The organism is Actinomadura coerulea (assembly GCF_014208105.1).
In the GTDB taxonomy this organism is placed as follows: Bacteria; Actinomycetota; Actinomycetes; order Streptosporangiales; family Streptosporangiaceae; genus Spirillospora; species Spirillospora coerulea.
The window spans coordinates 1,983,054-2,002,574 of record NZ_JACHMQ010000001.1 but is presented as its reverse complement, the minus strand read 5'-3'; the positions used below and the strand labels follow the sequence as shown (position 1 = coordinate 2,002,574).

The following is a 19,521-nucleotide window of genomic DNA, read 5'->3' as shown; positions in this document are numbered from 1 at the left end:
CCTCGGGCAGGTCCCCGCCGTCCAGGCCGCGGCGCCTGGACGGCGTTCGCCGCTCACGGAGACCCGGGCTGGCCCGTGTACGACGCCGGGACCGCCTCGCGCAGCTCTTCGACGCGCCTTCGACGATCACCGCCTACCCCGAGGAGGCCTCGCGGCTGCTGTGGCGGGACCACGCCTTCCGAGCGCTCCGGCTGCTCGCACGTCAGCGGGCTTGACCTTGACATTGACGTCAACGGATACCGTCCGACACAGAGATCAGGGACCTCGCCCTGGCCGAAGTGGAACACGGGACGACGTGAAATTCGCGATCAGCTACAGCACGCCCTTCTTCGGCGTGGACCCCGACAGGATCACCGCCTACGCCCGGCACGCCGAGGAGTGCGGCTTCGAGGCGCTCTATGTGCCCGAGCACATCGCCCTCTACCCCGGCGCGCAGGTCGGCGCGATGGCCATGCCCCCGTCGCTGCCCTTCGGCGACCCGCTGGACTGCCTGAACTTCGTGGCCGCCGCCACCGAGCGGATCCTCCTCGGAACGGGCGTCCTGCTGCTGCCGTATCACCACCCGGTGACGCTGACCAAGCGACTGGCGACCATCGACCAGCTGTCGAAGGGGCGGATGCGGCTGCTGACCGTGGGGCTCGGCACGCTGCCCGGCGAAGCCCAAGCGGTCGGGGTCGACTTCCGCACCCGAGGCCGCCGCGCCGACGAGGCCATCCAGGTGCTGCGGCTCCTGTGGGCCGGTGACGACCGGGGTGTCAGCTTCGACGGAGAGTTCTTCTCGTTCGAGAACCTGTGCAGCTTCCCCAAGCCCTTCGGCGGCACCAGCCTGCCGATCCATGTCGGCGGTTCGAGCCCGGCGGCCGCCCGCCGCGCCGGACGCCACGGGGACGGCTACTTCCCCGGCGGCTCGCTGACTCCGGACGAACGAGCCGCCCAGCTGGAACTGGCCCGCTCGGCCGCGAGTGAAGCAGGCCGCGATCCGGCGGCGCTGGAGTACACCCGCTGGGGTTCGATGGACATGTCCGAGGAACGGGTCGAGGGGTTCGCCCGGCAAGGCGTGACCCGCATCGTCGTCAGCGCCACCGCGCCCGACCTGGAGCAGCAGCGCGAGCAGATGTCCGCCTTCGCCCGCCGCTTCGGCATCTCCACCTGAGTCACGCTGGGGTTGCCGGGCCCCTGACGGCCTGCCGGATGCGCTGGGTGAGGCGTGCGGCGTCCGGGTGGGAGAGCACGATCTCGTCGAAGCGGTCTCCGGTGACACCGCGGTTCAGCGTCAGGTGCAGAGCGGGACGGCGCCGCACTGACACCAGCTGGCGCGGGCCCCGCAGCACCCCCCAGACTCCGATCTTGGTGTAGCCCGAGACGAGCAGCCCGCGGTGGCCTCCGCGTGCGACGCGCAAGGGCGCGTCGACGCAGGCGGCCCGGTCGATCGCGGCGAGGGGGACGCTCACCTCCGCCCGCCTTGTCCAGATCCGCTCCCACGTGCTGAACGCGATGGCGACACGGTCTCCGGTCATCGCGACTTCCGCCATGTCAGTTCCTCTCCCTAGGGGATGGCATGTCTTCCTTCTCCGCGGCCGGCGGCTCCACGGGCATGAGCACGGTCGCCAGCAGTCGCGGTGTCCGCCCTTCCCGCGGTCCGTTGCCCAGCAGCGGCTGGACGAGCTCGGCGAAACGCTGGGCGAAGCCGGCGAACTCCTCGTCGTCGAGGTGCAGCATCAGCTGCTGGTAGCCGACGCCGTCGGCGGCCAGGTCGATCCGCTCGCGCGCCAGGTAGCGGGAGAACTCGGCGAGCAGGCTGGAGACGAAGGCGGTGAAGTAACGCCCATGGTCCTCGGCCGTCGCCGTGGCAAGCGCCTCACCGCTCAGCATCGCCCCGCCGGGCGGCAGCGCGTAGACGCGTTCGGTCGCCCCGCCGACCTTGCGTTCTTCCACCACCTCGAGCAGGCGTCCTTTGGCGAGCGCGGCGAGGTGCCGGTAAAGCGTCGCCTGCGGCACGTCCGGCAGCAGACGGGCGATCTCACGCGGGCTGCGGCGCCCACCGCCGACCGCCCGCAGAACCCGGATCCGCACCGGATGCAGAGCCAGCTCCGCCCAGTCCTCCTTGGAATCTCTCACGGACTCGACGTTATCATTACCGATAATGAGAATGTTCGCGTCGGAAGTTGATCCCGAAGACGTCGGCGGGTCGCGGACGGGGTTGAGCTCGGTCAGGCGGGTGGGGTCACCGGGCCGGCGAGGCCGTGGAGGAGCAGGTCGGTCAGGGTGTCGATGATCTCGTCGTCGGTGACGTCCGGGGCGTTGTCGCCGGCGGCGAGGACGGAGTAGCCGAACATCGAGAGCATCGCGCCGATGGCGGCGGCCACCAGCGCGGGATCTCCGGGGAGCGGGTGGCCCCGGTCGCGGAGCCATTCGAGGTGGTCGCGGAAGGTTCCGGTCTCGGTGGTCAGGGCCGTCCAGGCGCGTCCGGACGCGGGGCCGTCGGCCATGATCGACTGGAGCCGGGCGGCGATCACCGGGAGGTGCTCCCGGTAGGCGCGCCAGGCGACCGCCAGGTGCCACCGCAGCTGGTCCCGGTCGGACAGGTCGTGGTCGCGGGGGTGGTCCGAGGCCGCGACCTCCGCGTCCGCCTGCTCCTCGAGGTCGGCCATGAGGGCCTGGAGGAGCTCCTCCTTGCCGGCGAAGTGGTCGTAGAACGAGCCGGTGGCGCGGCCGGCCGCGGCCGTGATGTCCGTGATCTTGGTGTTCAGGTAGCCGCGCTCCATGAACACCCGACGCGCGGCGTCCTTGAGGGCCGCCCGGGTCTCGGCCGCCTTCGCCTTCCGCACGCCGCTCACGAGACTCCTCCCGGTTCGCCGTTGACAGCAGACGCAGTATCCCAGAATACTGAGCCGCGATTCGCCGAATATATATTCGGTGAACCTGAATTCAGGAGGGGTCGTGCGAGTCATCGTGATCGGTGGCGGGGTCGCCGGAGCGGCCGGCGCCGTCGCGCTGCGGCGCATCGGGGCAGAGGTGACGGTGTACGAGGCGTACGCCGACCCGGCGGGTGAGGTCGGCTCGTTCCTGAGCCTGGCGGTCAACGGGCTGCGCGGCCTGGACGCGCTCGGCTGCCTGGAGACCGTCCGGCGGGCGGGGTTCGCCGTGCCCCGCCAGCGGCTGTTGTCCGAAACCGGGAAGCAGCTGGGCGACACACCGCGCGGACGGCTGCCCGGCGACTCCCTGATGAGCGTCACGCTGATGCGCGGCCGGCTGGTGGAGGCGCTGCGGGCGGAGGCCGTCCGGGCCGGGGCCAGGATCGTGACCGGGGAGCGCCTGGTGGGCGCGGCCACCGAGGGCACGGCGGTCCGGGCGGAGTTCGACAGCGGCCTCACCGCCGAGGCGGACCTGCTGGTGGGAGCGGACGGGATCTGGTCGGCGACCCGGCGGATCCTCGATCCCGAGGCCCCGGAGCCCCGGTACGCCGGGCTCTTCTCGGCGTCCGGCGTCGCACGCGGCGTCGATGTGGAGCCCGGTGTGTTCACCATGGTCTTCGGCCGCAACGGAGCGTTCATCTACCTCGCCGCGCCGGACGGCGCGGTCTGGTGGGCCGCGCAGGTCGCCTCCCCCCGGCAGCCCGACCCGGCCTCGGTCGACCTTGACCTGCTCGAACGGCTCTACCGGCGCGAACACATGCCCGCCGCCGTGCTGGCGGCGACGACGGAACGGCACCGGCCGACCCTGATGCACGTGCTGCCCGAGGTTCCGGTCTGGCGCGCCGACCGGACCGTGCTCGTCGGGGACGCCGCCCACCCGGTCGGCGCCGGGCAGGGGGCGTCCATGGCGATCGAGGACGCCATCGTCCTGGCCCGGACACTCCAGGAGGCCGACGTGCCCGCCGCCTTGGCCCAATACGAGCGGAGACGGCGGGCACGTGTCGCCCAGATGGTGAGATCAGCCAGCGCCAACCGGGACGCCAAGACAGCGGGATTCCTCACCCGCAAGGCCCGCAACCTCGTCATGCCCGCGGCGATGAGGCTCTTCTACGAACGCGGCGTCTCCTGGTTGTACTCGCACGACGTGGCCGAAGGCTGGCGGCCCACCGGCCACGACGTCCCGTCCCGGACGTGAACGCGCGGCACTGCCGCTCCCGCCTCAGACATCGTCGGCGGCAGGGGCGCCGAACCAGTCGGACAAGGCTCGGCGCAGTGCGGGCACGGCGGTGTCGGCGGGTTCGCCGACAGTCGCGGCCCAGGCGATGTGGGCGTCCGGGCGGATCAGCAGGGCGTCGGCCGGAGGCTCATCGATCTTGGCGGTGCGGACGTCGACACGGTGGCCCCGGGCCGCCTCGCGCAGGTCCGGCCGGTCGGCGAGGTCGAGCAGGACGGGCCGCGCGGAGCGCATGAGTTCGGCGACGCTGGTGACGCCCTGGTCGGTGTGCAGGGTGAGGTCGGGCGCGAAGGCGCCGGCCATCGGGTGGTGGGCGGCGCCGGGCATCGGGTAGCGGATGTCGGCGCCGGAGAGCAGCCTTCCCATGCGGCGCAGCGGCTGCTCGTCGGCGAGCAGTTCCTGGAAGACCTCCCGGAGCGCTTCGGCGGCGGGATCGTGCCCGCGCCGCAGCGCCACCTGGGCGCGGGTGTGCAGAAGAGTGCGGGCACCCGCGAGGTGGCGTTCGCCGTGGTAGGTGTCCAGCAGGCCGGACGGCGCCCAGCCGTGGACGGCGGCGGCGAGTTTCCAGGCCAGGTTGACCGCGTCCAGCATGCCGGCGTTGATCGCCACGCCGGTGGCGGGGAACAGGTGGGCCGCGTCTCCCGCCAGCATGATCCGGCCGTGGCGGTAGTGCTCGGCCTGCCGCGCCTTGAAGGTGAACCGCGACAGCCGGTGCGCCTCCCCCACGGGCAGGTCCGCGCCGAGCACGCGGCGGATGCTGCCCTGTAGTTCGGCCACGGTCATCGGCGCGTCGTCGTCGTACTCGGTGGCCTCGTCCTCGCTGGTGTAGAGGGAGACGACCCTGGAGTCCGCGGACGAGCCGAGTCCGAACATGCCGCGGTCGGTCTGGGTGAACCCCGCACGGATCACGCCGAACCCGGGGACGTCGAGGTCGCCGCCGTCCAGCACCGTCACCGTGTCGGGCAGGGTGACCTGGGCCAGCCGGTTCACCTCCGGATAGCTCGTGCCGGGGAAGCCGATCCCGGCCCGGTCGCGGACGCGGCTGCGCCCACCGTCGCACCCCACCAGGTAGCGGGCGCTCACCTGGTAGGGCCCGTCCGGGCCGTGCACCTCGGCGGTCACCGCGGCGTCGTCCTGGCTCACCCCGGTCACCTGGTGACCGCGCCGGATCTCGGTGTCGAGCTCGGCGGCGCGCTCGTCGAGCTGCCGCTCCAGCAGATGCTGCGGCAGCGGCAGGGCGTGCATCGGGGGATCCGGCAGGCGGGTGAAGTCCACATGCACCCCGCCGAACGGGAACCGGGGAGCCGGAATGGGATCGGTGCAAGCCGCTGTGAAGCTCTCCAGCAGTCCCCGGTAGCGCAGCAGTTCCAGGATCTGCCCCCCCAGTCCCCCGGCCTTCGGGGTGTCGCGACGGTGCGGCTGGCGTTCCAGGACCAGCGGCCGCACACCGGCCAGGCGCAGCTCGCAGGCCAGCATCAGGCCGGTCGGACCGGCACCCACAATGATCACATCGGCGTCCATGCACTCTCCCTCGATTGAACGGCATGTGCCGTGCCGACGGCACGATGACGGGGCGGATTGAGGCCGCGGCCCATGCCCGGACCGCGACGGGCCTCCGGGGCGGCCCCCGGGAGGCGTTAAGGGACAGAAGGCGTTACGTCTGGGAGATCGCGGCCTGCCGTTCGATGCCCGCGGCGCCCCCGCCGTGTGAGCGGCGGAAGGTGCGGCGGTAGGTGTCGGGCGGGACGCCGACCGTGCGGTTGAAGTGGCGGCGCAGCGTCGTGCCGGTGCCCATGCCGGTGGCCGCCGCGATCGCCTCGACGCTGTCGTCGGTGGTCTCCAGCAGTTCCTGGGCGCGGCGGATCCGCTGGGTCAGCAGCCACTGCAGCGGGGTGCTGCCGGTCACCGACCGGAACTGGCGGCCGAGGTTGCGCGAGCTCATGGCGGCCCGGCGGGCCAGGTCCTCCACGGTCAGCGGGTGGTCCAGCCGCTCGATCGCCCACGGGAACAGCTCGGCGAGCGGGTGGTTCTCCTGGGCGGGCACCGGGGACGGGACGAACTGGGCCTGGCCGCCGGCCCGGTGCGGCGGCACGACCAGGCGGCGCGCGACCGCGTTCGCGACCACCGAGCCGCGGTCGAGACGGACCAGATGCAGGCACAGGTCCATCGCGGCGGCCTTGCCGGCCGAGGTGAGCACGCTGCCGTTGTCCACGTAGAGGACGTCCGGATCGACCTCCACCCGGGGATAGCGCGCGGCAAGCACGTCGGTGTGCGCCCAGTGCGTCGTCGCGCGTCGGCCGTCCAGCAGCCCCGCGGCGGCCAGCACGAACGCGCCCGTGCAGAGGGAGGCCACGCGCGCACCCGCCCGGTGGGCCGCGCGCACCGCGTCGACGAGGTCGCCGGGCGGTTCCACGTCCACGTCGGCCCAGCCCGGGACGATCACGGTGTCGGCGCTCGCCAGCCGGTCGAGCCCGTGGTCGGGCTCCAGCCGGAAGCCGCCGGCCCGTACGGTGTCCGGTCCGCAGCCGAGGAGCCGGTACCAGGGCCCGGCCACGTCGGCCGGCGCGCTGCCGAACACCTCGTAGGCCACCGACAGCTCGAAGTGCAGCATCCCGTCGGTGACGGCGACCGCGACCGTCTTCATGTCCGGAATTGTACGAGGCATGGCGTTCCAGACGCTCGTGCGGGACGGCCGCCGCCGCCATGATCGATCCATCGGCGGAACCGAGGACAACGGGAGAGACGATGGGATCGGGTCAGATGGTCGCGGTGTTCGGCGCCTACGGGCACACCGGGCGGTTCGTGGTGGCGGAGTTGCTGGACCGCGGGTTCGTGCCGGTGGCGTCCGGCCGCGACGCCGGGAAGCTGCGAGCACTGGCGGAGTCCTTTCCGGGGCTGGACGTCCGGCCCGCGTCGGCCGACGATCCGGCGTCGCTGGACCGCGCGCTGGCCGGCGCCGCCGCGGTGGTCAACGGCGCGGGACCCTTCGCCGCGACCGCCGCCCCGGTGATCGAGGCGGCGCTGCGCGCCGGCATCCCCTACGTGGACGTGGCGGCCGAGATCGAGGCCAACGCCGACACGCTCGCGCACTTCGCCGAGCGCGCCCGCGACGCGGGGGTCGCGGTCGTCCCCGCGATGGCCTTCTTCGGCGGCCTCGGCGACCTGCTGGCCACCGCCGCGATGGGCGACTGGACCGCCGCCGACGAGGTGCACGTCGCCTACGGGCTGAGCAGCTGGCGCCCCACCACGGGGACGCGCGCCTCGGGCGCGGTCTCCCACGAGCGGCGCGACGGGAGGCGGGTCCGCTTCACCGGCGGGCAACTGGAGTACCACCAGGACGCGCTCCCCTCGTTGAAGTGGACGTTCCCCGAGCCGATGGGCGTCCGACCCGTGATCGGGGAGTTCAGCATGGCCGACGTCGTCACGATCCCCAGCCACCTGGCGGTCCCCGAGGTGCGCTCGTACATGACCGTCGAGGCGGTCGAGGACCTGTCGGCCCCCGACACGCCGGCGCCGGCCGCGGCCGACGAGCGGGGGCGCTCCGACCAGACGTTCCTGGTCGACGTCGTGGTGCGCTCCGGCGGCGAGGAACGGCGCGCCACGGCGAGCGGCCGCGACATCTACGCCGTCAGCGCGCCGCTGGCGGTGGAGGCGGCCGACCGCATCCTCAACGGCCGGACCAGGGCGACCGGTGTCGCCTCCGCCGGGGCGGCCTTCGACGCCGTCGACTTCCTGGGTGCGCTGTCCGCCCACCTGTCGTTCGACCTGCACCGGTGACCGCCCTCGGGGACCGCGACCCCCGGCCCGGGCGCCCGCCCCGCGTCGCGGGAGGCGGTCGCCCCGGCCGGGCCGCCCCTCAGATCTCGTCGACGTTCATCGCGCCCTCGTTCGGACGGCGGGAGAGGTCGATGCCGAGCTCCTCCGCGGCGCGGAAGACGTCCTCGTCGGTGTCGCGCATCTCGATGGACATGCCGTCGCTGGAGAGCACCTCGACGTTGAGGCACAGCGACTGCATCTCCTTGATGAGCACCTTGAAGGACTCGGGAATGCCGGGCTCGGGGATGTTCTCGCCCTTGACGATGGCCTCGTAGACCTTCACGCGGCCGAGGACGTCGTCGGACTTGATGGTCAGCAGCTCCTGGAGGGCGTAGGCGGCGCCGTAGGCCTCCAGTGCCCAGACCTCCATCTCACCGAAGCGCTGGCCGCCGAACTGGGCCTTACCGCCGAGCGGCTGCTGGGTGATCATGGAGTACGGGCCGGTCGAGCGCGCGTGGATCTTGTCGTCGACCAGGTGGTGGAGCTTGAGGATGTAGATGTAGCCGACCGAGATGGGGTCTCTGTAGGGCTCGCCGGTGCGGCCGTCGAACAACCGCGCCTTGCCGGTCGGCATCACCATGCGGTCGCCGTCGCGGTTGACCAGCGTGGTCCCCAGCAGGCCGATGATCTCCTGCTCGTCGGCGCCGTCGAAGACGGGGGTGGCGACGTTGGTGCGCGGCTCGACGCGGTCCAGGCCCTTGTCCCTCAGCCGCCCGGCCCACTCCTCCTCCACCCCGCTGATGTCCCATCCCCGGGAGGCGATCCAGCCGAGGTGGGTCTCCAGGACCTGTCCGACGTTCATGCGGCCGGGCACGCCCAGGGGGTTCAGGACGATGTCGACGGGGGTGCCGTCCTCCAGGAACGGCATGTCCTCCACCGGCAGGACCTTGGAGATGACGCCCTTGTTGCCGTGCCGGCCGGCGAGCTTGTCCCCGTCGGTGATCTTGCGCTTCTGCGCCACGTACACCCGGACCAGCTCGTTCACGCCGGGCGGGAGCTCGTCGCCGTCGTCGCGGGAGAACACCCGCACGCCGATGACCTTGCCCTGCTCGCCGTGCGGCACCTTCAGCGAGGTGTCGCGCACCTCGCGCGCCTTCTCACCGAAGATCGCCCGCAGCAGCCGCTCCTCGGGCGTCAGCTCGGTCTCCCCCTTCGGGGTGACCTTCCCGACCAGGATGTCGCCGGGGACGACATCGGCACCGATCCGGATGATGCCCCGCTCGTCCAGGTCGGCCAGGACCTCCTCGGACACGTTGGGGATGTCGCGCGTGATCTCCTCGGGGCCCAGCTTGGTGTCACGGGCGTCGACCTCGTGCTCCTCGATGTGGATCGAGGACAGGACGTCGTCCTGCACCAGCCGCTGCGACAGGATGATCGCGTCTTCGTAGTTGTGGCCCTCCCACGGCATGAACGCCACCAGCAGGTTCTTGCCCAGCGCCATCTCACCGTCATCGGTGCACGGCCCATCGGCGATCACCTGACCGACCTCGACGCGCTGACCCTCGTCCACGATCGGCTTCTGGTTGAAGCACGTGCCCTGGTTGGACCGCTTGAACTTCGACACCCGGTACGTCGTCCGCGTGCCGTCGTCGTTCATCACCGTCACGTAGTCGGCCGAGACCTCCTCGACCGAACCCGCCTTCTCCGCCGTGATCACATCACCGGCGTCGGTCGCGGCACGGTACTCCATGCCCGTCCCCACCAGCGGCGCCTCACTGCGCAGCAGCGGCACCGACTGGCGCTGCATGTTCGAGCCCATCAGCGCCCGGTTGGCGTCGTCGTGCTCCAGGAACGGGATCATCGCCGTCGCCACGGACACCATCTGGCGCGGTGAGACGTCCATGTAGTCGACCTCGTCGGGCCGGATCGCCTCGATCTCACCGCCCTTGCGGCGGACGAGAACCCGCTGCTCGGCGAAGGTGCCGTCGGGCCCGATCGGCGTGTTGGCCTGCGCGATGACGTAGCGGTCCTCGACGTCGGCGGTCAGGTAGTCGATCTCGTCGGTGACGCGGCCTTCGACGACCTTGCGGTAGGGCGTCTCGATGAAGCCGAACGGGTTGACGCGCGCGTAGGACGACAGGGACCCCATCAGGCCGATGTTGGGGCCTTCGGGCGTCTCGATCGGGCACATCCGCCCGTAGTGCGACGGGTGGACGTCACGGACCTCCATGCTCGCCCGCTCACGCGACAGACCACCGGGGCCGAGCGCGTTCAGGCGGCGCTTGTGGGTCAGGCCGGCCAGGGGGTTGGTCTGGTCCATGAACTGCGACAACTGGCTGGTGCCGAAGAACTCCTTGATGGAGGCCACCACCGGCCGGATGTTGATCAACGTCTGCGGCGTGATCGCCTCGACGTCCTGCGTCGTCATCCGCTCACGAACCACCCGCTCCATGCGGGCCAGCCCCAGACGCACCTGGTTCTGGATCAGCTCCCCCACCGTGCGCAGCCGCCGGTTGCCGAAGTGGTCGATGTCATCGACCTCGATCGGCACCGCCACACTGCCCAGGGTCGCCTCCTCCTCACCCGCGTGCAGCCGCACCAGATACTCGATCGTGGCCACGACATCGTCCTCGGTCAGCGTCCCCTGGTTCATGTCCAGGTCCAGACCGAGCTTCTTGTTGATCTTGTAACGGCCGACCTTCGCCACGTCGTACCGCTTGGGATTGAAGTACAGGTTCTCCAGCAGCGTCTGCGCCGACTCCCGCGTCGGCGGCTCACCCGGACGCAGCTTGCGGTAGATGTCCAGCAGCGCGTCATCCTGCCCGGAAGTGTGATCCTTCTCCAGCGTCACATTGATCGACTCATACGAGCCGAACCGCTCCCGGATCCGCGCCTCATCCCACCCCAGCGCCTTCAGCAGCACCGTCACCGGCTGCTTGCGCTTGCGGTCGATGCGCACACCCACGTTGTCGCGCTTATCGATCTCGAACTCAAGCCAGGCACCCCGACTCGGGATCACCCGGCACCCGTAGATGTCCTTGTCCGACGCCTTGTCCAGCGCCCGGTCGAAGTACACTCCCGGCGAACGCGTCAGCTGGGACGTGACCACCCGCTCGGTGCCGTTGGCGATGAACGTCCCCTTCGGGCTCATGAGCGGGAAGTCGCCCATGAACACCGTCTGGCTCTTGATCTCACCGGTGGTGTTGTTGATGAACTCCGCCGTGACGAACATCGGGGCGGAGTACGTCATGTCCTTGTCCTTGCACTCCTCCACGGAGTACTTCGGAGGCTCGAACCGGTGATCCCGGAACGACAGGGACATGGTCCCGGAGAAGTCCTCGATCGGACTGATCTCTTCGAAGATCTCCTCCAGCCCCGACTGCGCCGGGACGTCCCGGCGCCCGGCCCGGCGAGCCTCCTCGACCCGCGCCTTCCAGCGCTCGTTTCCGACCAGCCAGTCGAAGGAGTTGGTCTGCAGGGCGAGCAGGTCGGGAACCTCGAGGGGCTCGTGGAGGCGGGAGAAAGAGACGCGGCGGGGACCGGCGGGTACGGCGGAAGCGGTGCGCGAGGCTGCCAACAGGTGGGTCCTTCCGAGGGCTCGCGGCGGAATGGCGACGCGCACGCCGGACGACATCACGGCCGATACGGAGGGAGGGGACGTCGAGGCGAGCGCGGAAGGGCAGCATAGAGCAGAATGCAGACAACTGTCCACACATACTTAAATTGTCAACCTCGATCCCGGAACCAGGATGACACGCGCGCTTCGCTCCCGTCAACCCGGGCGGCCCAAAGCCCCGGAAGGCATCTGTCCGATGCCTGGATTCCCCGTCCTCATCCCAGGGAGGAGACGAGGGCGAGGAGCACCGCCGCCAAGGCGGCGACGCCGAACCGGGCCACCGACCGGCGGTCGGGGCGGGGGCCCTCCGCGAGGGCGGCCAGTCCGAGGGGCACGAACACGAAGCACAGGCCCGCCGCACCGGCGATCGACAACGGCGTCGTCCCCTTCAGCACCCCCAGCGGCAGGAGCGCCATGAGTGCCAGCCCGAGCGAGCGCACCGGGCCGAGCACGCCGGAGCGCCAGGCCCCGATCGCCAGCACGGGCCAGCCGAGCATGATCGCGAACGAGGTGTACTGGAAGATGTGGAACGCCTGGTACGAGTCGGCCACGGCCGCGGTGGTCGACGGCCGCCCCTGAGCGTCAACGAGCCCGAAGGCCAGGTGGTCCACGCCGGCATGGAACGTGCGGGCGAACAGCCCCACCAGGATCAGGCCGCCGCCGATCGCCGCCGGCGCCGGCCGGACGGCGCCGATGCGCAGGGCCAGGGCGCTGACGGCCGGCCACAGGGCCACGGTCCCGGCCGCGAAGCAGCCGTAGGACGCCGTCATCAGCATCGGGTGCCGGTCATAGGCGGCCAGCTGGTCGGGGAAGAAGAAGTGGAATCTCGCTCTGAGGAGCACCCCGGACAGCAGCAGGACGGGCCCGAGGAGCATCGAGGTTCCGGCGAGCCACCGCCCCGGGAACGCGAAGACGACGTGTGCCGGAGGCTGGGTCGAAGACATGCCCACAGGCTGCCCTCACCGCATATCTCAGAGGATCGACCTATAGCCGACATTCCGGGTTCAGACCTCTGCGGACACCGCTCGAGGAATTGGCGGCGCCTTCATCCCCAGGGATGATCCATTCTGGTCGGATGCGGCGAGTGACCTGCGCCGATAACGTGCGCTCCGTGGACGAAGCCGACTTCGAGGCCCGCCAGGCGCATCTGCTGCGCAGGGGCCGCATGCTCGCCCTCGACATCCCCCTGGCCGTGGCGCTGGTCGCCGTGGACGTGGTGGTCGCCGGGAACATGCTCAAGGACCGGCCGGACTTCACCCCCGTCTTCCCGGCGTCCTGCCTGATGGCGATCGCACTGGGCTCGGTCGTGGCCGTCCGGCGGCTGTGGCCGGGGCGTGCGTTGGCGACGGCGGTGGCCCTGTCGTCGGTCGCGGCCGTGGCCGGCGTGCTATGGGATCCGTTCGCGGCGACCGCGCTCGTGCTCGGCACCGTCGCGGCCATCGCGCCGCCGCGACGGTCGGCCCGCGCGCTGGGCGGGTGCGTCGCCGCGGCGACCGCGGCCGCGGCGGTCGCCCAGACCGTCCACCCCCGGTACGGCCTGGGGGCGGCCGCCGGCTGGACGGCGGCCGCCTCGCTGCTGCCCGCCGGCGGCTGGCTGGCCGGATACCTGCTGCGGCGCCGCAGGTGGCACGCCGCGTGCGTGCGGGAGCAGCGGGCGCGCCAGATCCTGGCCGACGAGCGGCTGCGGATCGCCCGGGAACTGCACGACGTGGTCACGCACGGCATGGGCCTGATCGCCGTCAAGGCGGGGGTCGCCAACCACATCGCCGAGGCGCGTCCCGAGGAGGCCGTCCAGGCACTGCGGGTGATCGAGACGACCAGCCGCGAGGCCCTGGCCGAGATGCGGCGCCTGCTCCAGATGCTGCGCCGCGACGGCGTGCCGGGCACCGATCTCAGCCGGGCGGGCATCGACGGCCTGGCGGATCTGGTGGAGCGCGTCCGGGCCGCCGGGGTGGAGGTCGAACTGGCGGTGTCCGGTGAACACGAGCTTCCCGAAGCGCTGCGGCTCACCGTCTACCGGATCGTGCAGGAGGCCCTCACCAACGTGGCCAAGCACGCGGCTCCCACCCATTGCCGGGTCACGGTAGACGTCTCGTCCCATCAGGTGGGGATCCAGGTGGTGGACGACGGGACGGCCCGCACGGCTCCCGAACCGGGCCCCGGCGGGCACGGACTGGTCGGAATGCGGGAACGCACCGCGATGTACGGCGGCGCGTTCAGCGCCCGGCCCCGTCCCGAGGGCGGCTTCGAGGTCACGGCCACACTCCCGTACTCCCGGGGAGCCGGCCGGTGACCGAACCGATCCGCGTCCTGGTCGCCGATGACCAGGCCCTTCTGCGCGGCAGCTTCCGCGCCCTCATCGAGACCACCTCCGACCTCACCGCGGTCGGCGAGGCCGCCACCGGCGCCGAGGCCGTCGAACTGGCGCGCGCCCTGCGGCCCGACGTCGTCCTGATGGACGTGCGCATGCCCCGCCTGGACGGCATCGAGGCCACCCGCCGGATCCACCAGGCCACCGACACCGCGGACGTCCGAGTGCTCATGCTGACCATGTTCGACGTGGACGCCCACGTCTTCGCGGCCCTGCGCGCCGGCGCCGCCGGCTTCCTGCTCAAGGACACCCCGCCGGCCGACCTGCTCGACGCCATCCGCGTCGTGGCCGCCGGCGAGGCACTTCTGGCGCCCACGGTGACCCGCCGCCTCATCGCCGAGTTCGCCCGCCAGCCCCGAACCGCGAACCCGCTCCCGCGCGTCCTCGACGGCGTCACCGACCGGGAGCGCCAGGTCCTCACCCTTGTCGCCCGCGGCCTGTCCAACACCGAGATCGCCGACCACCTGCACCTGAGCCTGGCCACCGTGAAGACCTACATAGGCCGCCTGCTCACCAAGCTCCTCGCGCGTGACCGGGCCCAGCTGGTGATCATCGCCTACGAATCCGGCCTGGTCGGTCCTGCCGCTCAGTGAAGGCGTCCCCTCCGTCCGGCCCTCCTTGTGCGGGACCTTCAGGCGGCGATCGACGACTCGCCGAGGCGACGGACGGGCCGAACGGCCGAGGCCGGGGAACCTCCGGACATGCGCTCTTCCCTTCGCCGTGACTCGTTCATGTCCGGCAGCGTGGCCGCACGGGCGCGGCCGGCTCATCGGGCGCGGGGCGAGAGCGGGTCCGCCCGCGGTACGGGCGGGCACCGACTTTGGTCGGTGTCGGCGCGCGGCCCCTGCGGCTAGCCTCGGCCCGTGAGCGAGACGTTCCAGCAGGCGGGGCACGACCCGCGGCGCCTGCTCCGGCACGCGGCCTTGGTCTCCGCGGCGGCGGGCGCCCTGGGCGCGCTGACGCTGTGGGGCCGTTTCAGCGCGGACGTGACCGGCGCCGTCCTGGCCCTCGACATCACGGTAGCCCTGGCGAGCTGGCTGCTGTCACCGCTGCTGCTCTGGCGGCCGGTGGGCGTCGCCACGGCGCTGACCGTGCTGGCGGCGCTGTCCCCCACCGCCACCCCGGCGGCCAGCATGGGCGTGTTGCAGGTCGCGCAGCGGCGCCCGTTCCGGGTGGCGACGCTGGTCGGCGCGGCGGGAGTCGCGGCGCACCTCGTGCAGGGGCTGTGGCAGCCGAACCGGGGCATCTCCTTCGGCTGGTGGCTGCTGCTCATCGCCTTCGGTTACGGCGCGATGGTCGGCTGGGGCGCGCTGGCGCGGGCGCGCCGGGAGCTGCTGATGTCGCTGACCGAGCGGGCTCGGCGCGCCGAGGCCGAGCAGGGCCGGCGGGTCGCCGAGGCCCGCATGGCCGAGCGGACCCGGATCGCCCGGGAGATGCACGACGTGCTCGCCCATCGGCTGTCGCTGCTGGCGACCTACGCGGGCGCGCTGGAGTACCGGCCGGACGCCCCGCCGGAGAAGCTGTCGCACGCCGCCGGGGTGATCCGTACCGGGGTGCACCAGGCGCTCGACGAGCTGCGCGAGGTGATCCTGCTGCTGCGCGCCGAGGACGCCGACGAGGATGACCGGCCCCAGCCCGTCCTGGAGGACGTGCCCCGGCTGGTGGAGGAGTCCCGCGACGCGGGCGGGCAGGTGGAGCTGCGCGACGCGACGGTCGGCGCGTCCGCGCTTCCGGCGGCGGCCGGGCGCACCGCGTACCGGGTCGTGCAGGAGGGCCTGACCAACGCCCGCAAGCACGCCGCGGGGCGTCCCGTCCGGGTGGTGCTGGAGGGGCGGCCGGGAGGCCGGCTCGTGGTCGACATCCGCAACCCGCTGCCCGAGGACGGCGCGGGGCCGCTGGCGCCCGGCAGCGGGACGGGGCTGGTGGGGCTGACCGAGCGGGTGCGGCTGGCGGGCGGGCGGCTGGACCACCAGGCCGCCGAGGGCGAGTTCCGGCTGCGCGCCTGGCTACCATGGCCCGCGTGAGCCACCCCCTGCGCGTCCTGATCGTCGACGACGACGCCCTCGTCCGTGCCGGGCTGTCGATGATGCTGGACGGGACGGGCGGCATCACCGTGGCGGGCGAGGCCGCCGACGGCGACGAGGTGCCCGCGGCCGTCGACGCGCACGCCCCCGACGTCGTGCTGATGGACCTGCGGATGCCGCGCGTGGACGGGATCACCGCGACCCGCAGGCTGCGGGCCCGGGTGAACCCGCCGGAGGTCATCGTGCTGACGACCTTCGACTCCGACGAGAACATCCTGCACGCGCTGCGCGCGGGCGCCAGCGGGTTCCTGCTGAAGGACACCCCGCCGGACCAGATCGTCCACGCCGTGCGGCAGGTCGCCGCCGGCGACCCGATCCTGTCGCCGCGCATCACCCGCCGCCTCATGGACCGCGCGGCGGTGGAGGCCGGCGCCTACCAGCGCGCACGCGCGGCGCTCGCCCGGCTGAGCCCTCGCGAGAACGAGGTGGTCCTAGCGATCGCCCGCGGGGGGTCCAACGCCGACATCGCCGCCGAGCTGTTCATGAGCGTGCCCACGGTCAAGGCGCACGTCTCCAGCGTCCTGACCAAGCTCGACCTGGACAACCGCACCCAGATCGCTCTGCTGGCCCACGACGCCGGCCTCGCCTGACCCTTTCTCGTCCCGCCGTCCTCTTGCGCGCCGCCGCGCCCGCGTGCCAATCTTGGAACGACCATTCCAAGTTAGGGGGTGCGGGGCCGTGCCCGACGTCAAGCACTTCGATCCCGACGCCGTCCTGGACCGGGCGGTGCGGCTGTTCTGGCGGCGCGGCGCCGCCGCGACGGGCATCGCCGAGGTGGTGGCCGAGACCGGGATCAACCGGTCCAGCCTGTACGCGACGTTCGGCGGCAAGCGGGACCTGTACGTGGCGGCGCTGCGCCGCTACGTCGACCGGCAGTCGCGTCCGGTGTTCGACCGGCTCGCCGCCGACGGGCGGGGCCTGCCGGGCATCGCCGCGTTCTTCGACGGGCTCGTCGCCGCGCGGTGCTCCGGCGAGTACGCCCGCTGGGGCTGCATGGTGTCCAACGCCCACGCCGCGCAGGACGGCGACGACGCCGGTGAGCGGGAGGTGCTCGACGCCCACCACGAGGCGCTGTGCACCGCGATGCGCACCGCCCTCGCCGCCGCCCGCGAGCACGGGCAGCTGCGCGGCGACGTGGACGTGCGCTCCGCCGCGCAGATGCTGGCGCTGCTGGCCTACGGGGTGAACATGCGCTCTCGCGCCGGCGCGGGCCCCGGCGAACTGGCGGACTCGGTGGACGCCGCCCTGCGCTCCCTCTCTCCACTCCCCTGACGACCCGTTAAGGAGACGACGATGGCCGAGTTCACCGTCTACGACGAGACCGACGCCCCCGGCGAGGCCCGCCCGCAACTGGAGGCCGCCAAGAAGCGGATGGGGTTCGTCACCACGCTCAACGGCGTGATGGCCGAGTCGCCGGAGCTGCTCGCCGGCTACAACGCCCTGTCGGAGCAGTTCAACAAGTCGTCGCTGCCAAAGCACGCCAAGCACGCCGTTCTGATCACCGCGAGCGTGCTGAACGGCTGCGAGTACTGCGTGGCCGCCCACTCCACGGTGGCCCTGCGGGCCGGCGTCCCCGCCGGGATCGTGGAGGCGCTGCGCGCGGGACGGGCCCTGGACGACCCCGCGCTGGAGGCCGTCCGCCGCCTCACCGGCGCCATGGTCACGCGGCGCGGCTGGGTGGACGACGCGGACGTCGAGGCGTTCCTGGCCGCCGGCCACACCCGCCGCCACGTCCTCGACGTCGTCCTCGGCGTCGGCATGAAGACCCTGTCCAACTACACCAACCACATCGCCCACACGCCGCTCGACCCGGCGTGGAAGGAGCAGGAGTGGACGGCCCCCTCCTGACACCGCCCCCCACACCGCCCCCTCACACCGCTGCTGACCGGGCCCCGGCTCCCTCGGACGCCGTCTCCGCGGCCGGCGCGGGCTCCGCGGCCGCGCCGCGGCGGGCCGACGCCGCCACGAGGACGGCGAGCACGACGAAGATCGCGGCGGCGATGGCGCCGGTGAGGTGCAGGCCCGCGGTGAACGCGGCGCGGGCGCCGTCCAGCAGCTCCTCGGCCCGCGCGGGCGGCAGGTGGCCGCTGTCGGCGACGGCGCCGGCCAGGGTGCGGCCCGCGGCACCGCCGACGTGGTCCATCCGGGCCTGGTAGACGGCGGCGCCGATCACGCCGATGACCGCGAGGCCCAGCGATCCGCCGAGGTAGTTGCCGGTCTCCGACATCGACGCCGCCGAGCCCGCGCGCTCGGGCGGGACGGACCCGACCACCAGGCCGGTCCCCAGCGCGAACAGCGGGCCGGTGCCGAGGGCCAGGACGGTGATACCGGCGATGACGGGCACGAGCCCGTCCGACACCGTCAGCGGGAGGCAGCCCGCCGCCGAGACCGCCAGGCCGGAGGCGATCGCGGTGGCCGGGCGGATCCGCTTGGCCAGCGCGGGCGCCGCCATCGTCCCGGCCGCGACGCCCAGCCCCATCGGCGCGAACAGCACGGCCGAGGCCAGCGGCGAGTGCCCCAGAACGTCCTGCAGGTACTGGGTCACCATCAGGCCCGTCCCCGCCATGGCGACGCCCGCGAGCACCAGCGAGACGAGGACGGCGCTGAGGGGGCGGCGGCGCAGCAGCCGCAGGTCCAGCAGCGGGTGTTCGAGCATGAGCTGGCGCCGGACGAACAGGGCGCCGACCACCGCTCCCCCGGCGAGCGCGGCGGCCGGTCCGGCGCCGCCGCGTCCGTCGGCGAGCGTCAGCTGCTTCATCCCGTACACGATCGGCAGCACGGCGGCCAGGGAGAGCCCGACGCTGAGCGCGTCGATCCGCCGTCCGGCCGACCGGTCACGGAACTCCGGCAGCAGGAACGGCCCCGCCGCCAGCAGCAGCGCCATGACCGGGACGGCGACCAGGAACACCGATCCCCACCAGAAGCGCTGGAGCAGCAGCCCGGCCAGCACCGGGCCGAAGGCCCCGCCCGCGAACTGGCAGGTGGCCCAGATCGCGATGGCCTTCCCGCGCTCGCGCTCGTCGCGGAAGATGTTGGTGATCAGCGCCAGCGTCGAGGGCATCAGCGTCGCCCCGGCCACCCCCAGCAGCGCCCGGGCGGCGATCAGCGTGCCCGGGCCCGGGGCGTAGGCGGCGAGGGCCGACAGGACGGCGAACGCCGCGGCACCGGTGAACAGCAGGCGGCGGCGTCCGACGCGGTCGCCCAGGGTCCCCATCGTGATGACGAATCCGGCGACCATGAACCCGTAGGCGTCGCTGATCCACAGCTGTTCGGTGCCGCTCGCCCCGAGGTCGGCGCTCAGCTGCGGCAGCGCCAGCAGCAGCGCGGTCATGTCCATGGCCATCAGCAGCGACGGCAGCGCCAGGACGGCCAGCGCGAGCCACCCGCGCGTCCCGGCGCGGGCGGCCGCGGGCCCCTGCCCGTTGTGCTCCATATCGGTCTTCCTCTTCGGGTGAGATCGCGTGTCACCGGGTGATCGGAGCGGACGCGCGGTTCTCGACATCGATCCGCGGAAAAACTGGGAAGGGGCTGTCGAAGGCGGCCGG

General features: G+C 72.5%; 17 protein-coding genes. 9 read left to right on the top strand and 8 right to left on the bottom strand.

Features of this window, described 5'->3' with window-relative positions; genetic code table 11:
* Nucleotides 1-295 precede the first annotated feature (295 nt).
* The gene (locus BKA00_RS09220; RefSeq protein WP_185024524.1) at nt 296-1,153 is read left to right on the top strand and encodes an LLM class F420-dependent oxidoreductase; all 858 of its coding nucleotides are present in this window, start codon (nt 296-298) and stop codon (nt 1,151-1,153) included.
* A gap of 1 nt (nt 1,154) precedes the next feature.
* On the opposite strand, the gene BKA00_RS09215 is transcribed toward BKA00_RS09220, so the two are convergent.
* The 3 genes from BKA00_RS09215 to BKA00_RS09205 all read right to left on the bottom strand — a co-directional run bounded on the left by BKA00_RS09215 (nt 1,155) and on the right by BKA00_RS09205 (nt 2,837).
* Complete coding sequence (locus tag BKA00_RS09215) at nt 1,155-1,532, bottom strand: hypothetical protein (RefSeq protein ID WP_185024523.1); 378 nt, start codon at nt 1,530-1,532, stop codon at nt 1,155-1,157.
* A gap of 1 nt (nt 1,533) precedes the next feature.
* Complete coding sequence (locus BKA00_RS09210) at nt 1,534-2,118, bottom strand: helix-turn-helix domain-containing protein (RefSeq protein ID WP_185024522.1); 585 nt, start codon at nt 2,116-2,118, stop codon at nt 1,534-1,536.
* Nucleotides 2,119-2,210: 92 nt separating this feature from the next.
* Nucleotides 2,211-2,837 carry a TetR/AcrR family transcriptional regulator gene (locus tag BKA00_RS09205; RefSeq protein ID WP_230299322.1) on the bottom strand — a complete coding sequence of 209 codons (627 nt, stop codon included), beginning with the start codon at nt 2,835-2,837 and terminating at the stop codon, nt 2,211-2,213.
* A gap of 103 nt (nt 2,838-2,940) precedes the next feature.
* Between BKA00_RS09205 and BKA00_RS09200 the strand changes: the two genes are divergently transcribed.
* Nucleotides 2,941-4,110, top strand: a complete 1,170-nt coding sequence (locus tag BKA00_RS09200) for an FAD-dependent oxidoreductase (protein WP_185024520.1) — start codon at nt 2,941-2,943, stop codon at nt 4,108-4,110.
* Between the two features lie 24 nt (nt 4,111-4,134).
* Here BKA00_RS09200 and BKA00_RS09195 read toward each other — a convergent pair whose 3' ends face one another.
* Together BKA00_RS09195 and BKA00_RS09190 are read right to left on the bottom strand one after the other, a co-directional pair.
* Nucleotides 4,135-5,670 (bottom strand): FAD-dependent monooxygenase, encoded by a 1,536-nt coding sequence (locus BKA00_RS09195; protein ID WP_185024519.1) that lies wholly within the window; start codon nt 5,668-5,670, stop codon nt 4,135-4,137.
* A gap of 133 nt (nt 5,671-5,803) precedes the next feature.
* Nucleotides 5,804-6,793, bottom strand: a complete 990-nt coding sequence (locus tag BKA00_RS09190; protein WP_185024518.1) for a helix-turn-helix domain-containing protein — start codon at nt 6,791-6,793, stop codon at nt 5,804-5,806.
* A 101-nt stretch (nt 6,794-6,894) separates the two neighbouring features.
* Here BKA00_RS09190 and BKA00_RS09185 point away from each other — a divergent pair, with 101 nt between their 5' ends.
* Nucleotides 6,895-7,926: a saccharopine dehydrogenase NADP-binding domain-containing protein gene (locus BKA00_RS09185; RefSeq protein ID WP_185024517.1), complete on the top strand. Its 1,032-nt coding sequence runs from the start codon at nt 6,895-6,897 to the stop codon at nt 7,924-7,926.
* A 79-nt stretch (nt 7,927-8,005) separates the two neighbouring features.
* Here BKA00_RS09185 and rpoB read toward each other — a convergent pair whose 3' ends face one another.
* Entirely contained in the window at nt 8,006-11,482 is a 3,477-nt protein-coding gene (gene rpoB / locus BKA00_RS09180; protein ID WP_185024516.1) for a DNA-directed RNA polymerase subunit beta, read from the bottom strand.
* Between the two features lie 254 nt (nt 11,483-11,736).
* On the bottom strand, nt 11,737-12,465 hold the full coding sequence (locus BKA00_RS09175; RefSeq protein WP_185024515.1) for a hypothetical protein: 729 nt from the start codon (nt 12,463-12,465) through the stop codon (nt 11,737-11,739).
* A 167-nt stretch (nt 12,466-12,632) separates the two neighbouring features.
* On the opposite strand from BKA00_RS09175, the gene BKA00_RS39750 reads away from it, so the two are divergent.
* The 6 genes from BKA00_RS39750 to BKA00_RS09145 all read left to right on the top strand — a co-directional run bounded on the left by BKA00_RS39750 (nt 12,633) and on the right by BKA00_RS09145 (nt 17,824).
* A complete protein-coding gene (locus BKA00_RS39750; protein WP_185024514.1) occupies nt 12,633-13,814 on the top strand; it encodes a histidine kinase in 1,182 nt (393 codons plus the stop codon).
* Nucleotides 13,811-14,485, top strand: a complete 675-nt coding sequence (locus BKA00_RS09165; protein WP_185024513.1) for a response regulator — start codon at nt 13,811-13,813, stop codon at nt 14,483-14,485. The genes BKA00_RS39750 and BKA00_RS09165 overlap by 4 nt, the downstream gene beginning before the upstream one ends.
* 270 nt (nt 14,486-14,755) lie before the next feature.
* Nucleotides 14,756-15,916, top strand: a complete 1,161-nt coding sequence (locus BKA00_RS09160; RefSeq protein WP_185024512.1) for a sensor histidine kinase — start codon at nt 14,756-14,758, stop codon at nt 15,914-15,916.
* Nucleotides 15,913-16,566, top strand: coding sequence for a response regulator transcription factor (locus tag BKA00_RS09155; RefSeq protein WP_420829670.1), 654 nt, complete (start codon nt 15,913-15,915; stop codon nt 16,564-16,566). Before BKA00_RS09160 ends, BKA00_RS09155 begins: the two co-directional genes overlap by 4 nt.
* An 88-nt stretch (nt 16,567-16,654) precedes the next feature.
* A complete protein-coding gene (locus BKA00_RS09150) occupies nt 16,655-17,248 on the top strand; it encodes a TetR/AcrR family transcriptional regulator (RefSeq protein ID WP_185024510.1) in 594 nt (197 codons plus the stop codon).
* 21 nt (nt 17,249-17,269) lie between these two features.
* Nucleotides 17,270-17,824 carry a carboxymuconolactone decarboxylase family protein gene (locus tag BKA00_RS09145; RefSeq protein ID WP_185024509.1) on the top strand — a complete coding sequence of 185 codons (555 nt, stop codon included), beginning with the start codon at nt 17,270-17,272 and terminating at the stop codon, nt 17,822-17,824.
* Between the two features lie 22 nt (nt 17,825-17,846).
* On the opposite strand, the gene BKA00_RS09140 is transcribed toward BKA00_RS09145, so the two are convergent.
* A complete protein-coding gene (locus BKA00_RS09140) occupies nt 17,847-19,409 on the bottom strand; it encodes an MFS transporter (RefSeq protein ID WP_185024508.1) in 1,563 nt (520 codons plus the stop codon).
* Between the last annotated feature and the right edge of the window lie 112 nt (nt 19,410-19,521).

Coding starts and splice junctions, on each gene's coding strand:
- BKA00_RS09215 (WP_185024523.1), bottom strand. CDS start 1,532: ATGGCGGAAGTCGCGATGACCGGAGACCGTGTCGCCATCGCGTTCAGC.
- BKA00_RS09195 (WP_185024519.1), bottom strand. CDS start 5,670: ATGGACGCCGATGTGATCATTGTGGGTGCCGGTCCGACCGGCCTGATG.
- BKA00_RS09190 (WP_185024518.1), bottom strand. CDS start 6,793: ATGAAGACGGTCGCGGTCGCCGTCACCGACGGGATGCTGCACTTCGAG.
- BKA00_RS09185 (WP_185024517.1), top strand. CDS start 6,895: ATGGGATCGGGTCAGATGGTCGCGGTGTTCGGCGCCTACGGGCACACC.
- BKA00_RS09175 (WP_185024515.1), bottom strand. CDS start 12,465: ATGTCTTCGACCCAGCCTCCGGCACACGTCGTCTTCGCGTTCCCGGGG.
- BKA00_RS09145 (WP_185024509.1), top strand. CDS start 17,270: ATGGCCGAGTTCACCGTCTACGACGAGACCGACGCCCCCGGCGAGGCC.
- BKA00_RS09140 (WP_185024508.1), bottom strand. CDS start 19,409: ATGGAGCACAACGGGCAGGGGCCCGCGGCCGCCCGCGCCGGGACGCGC.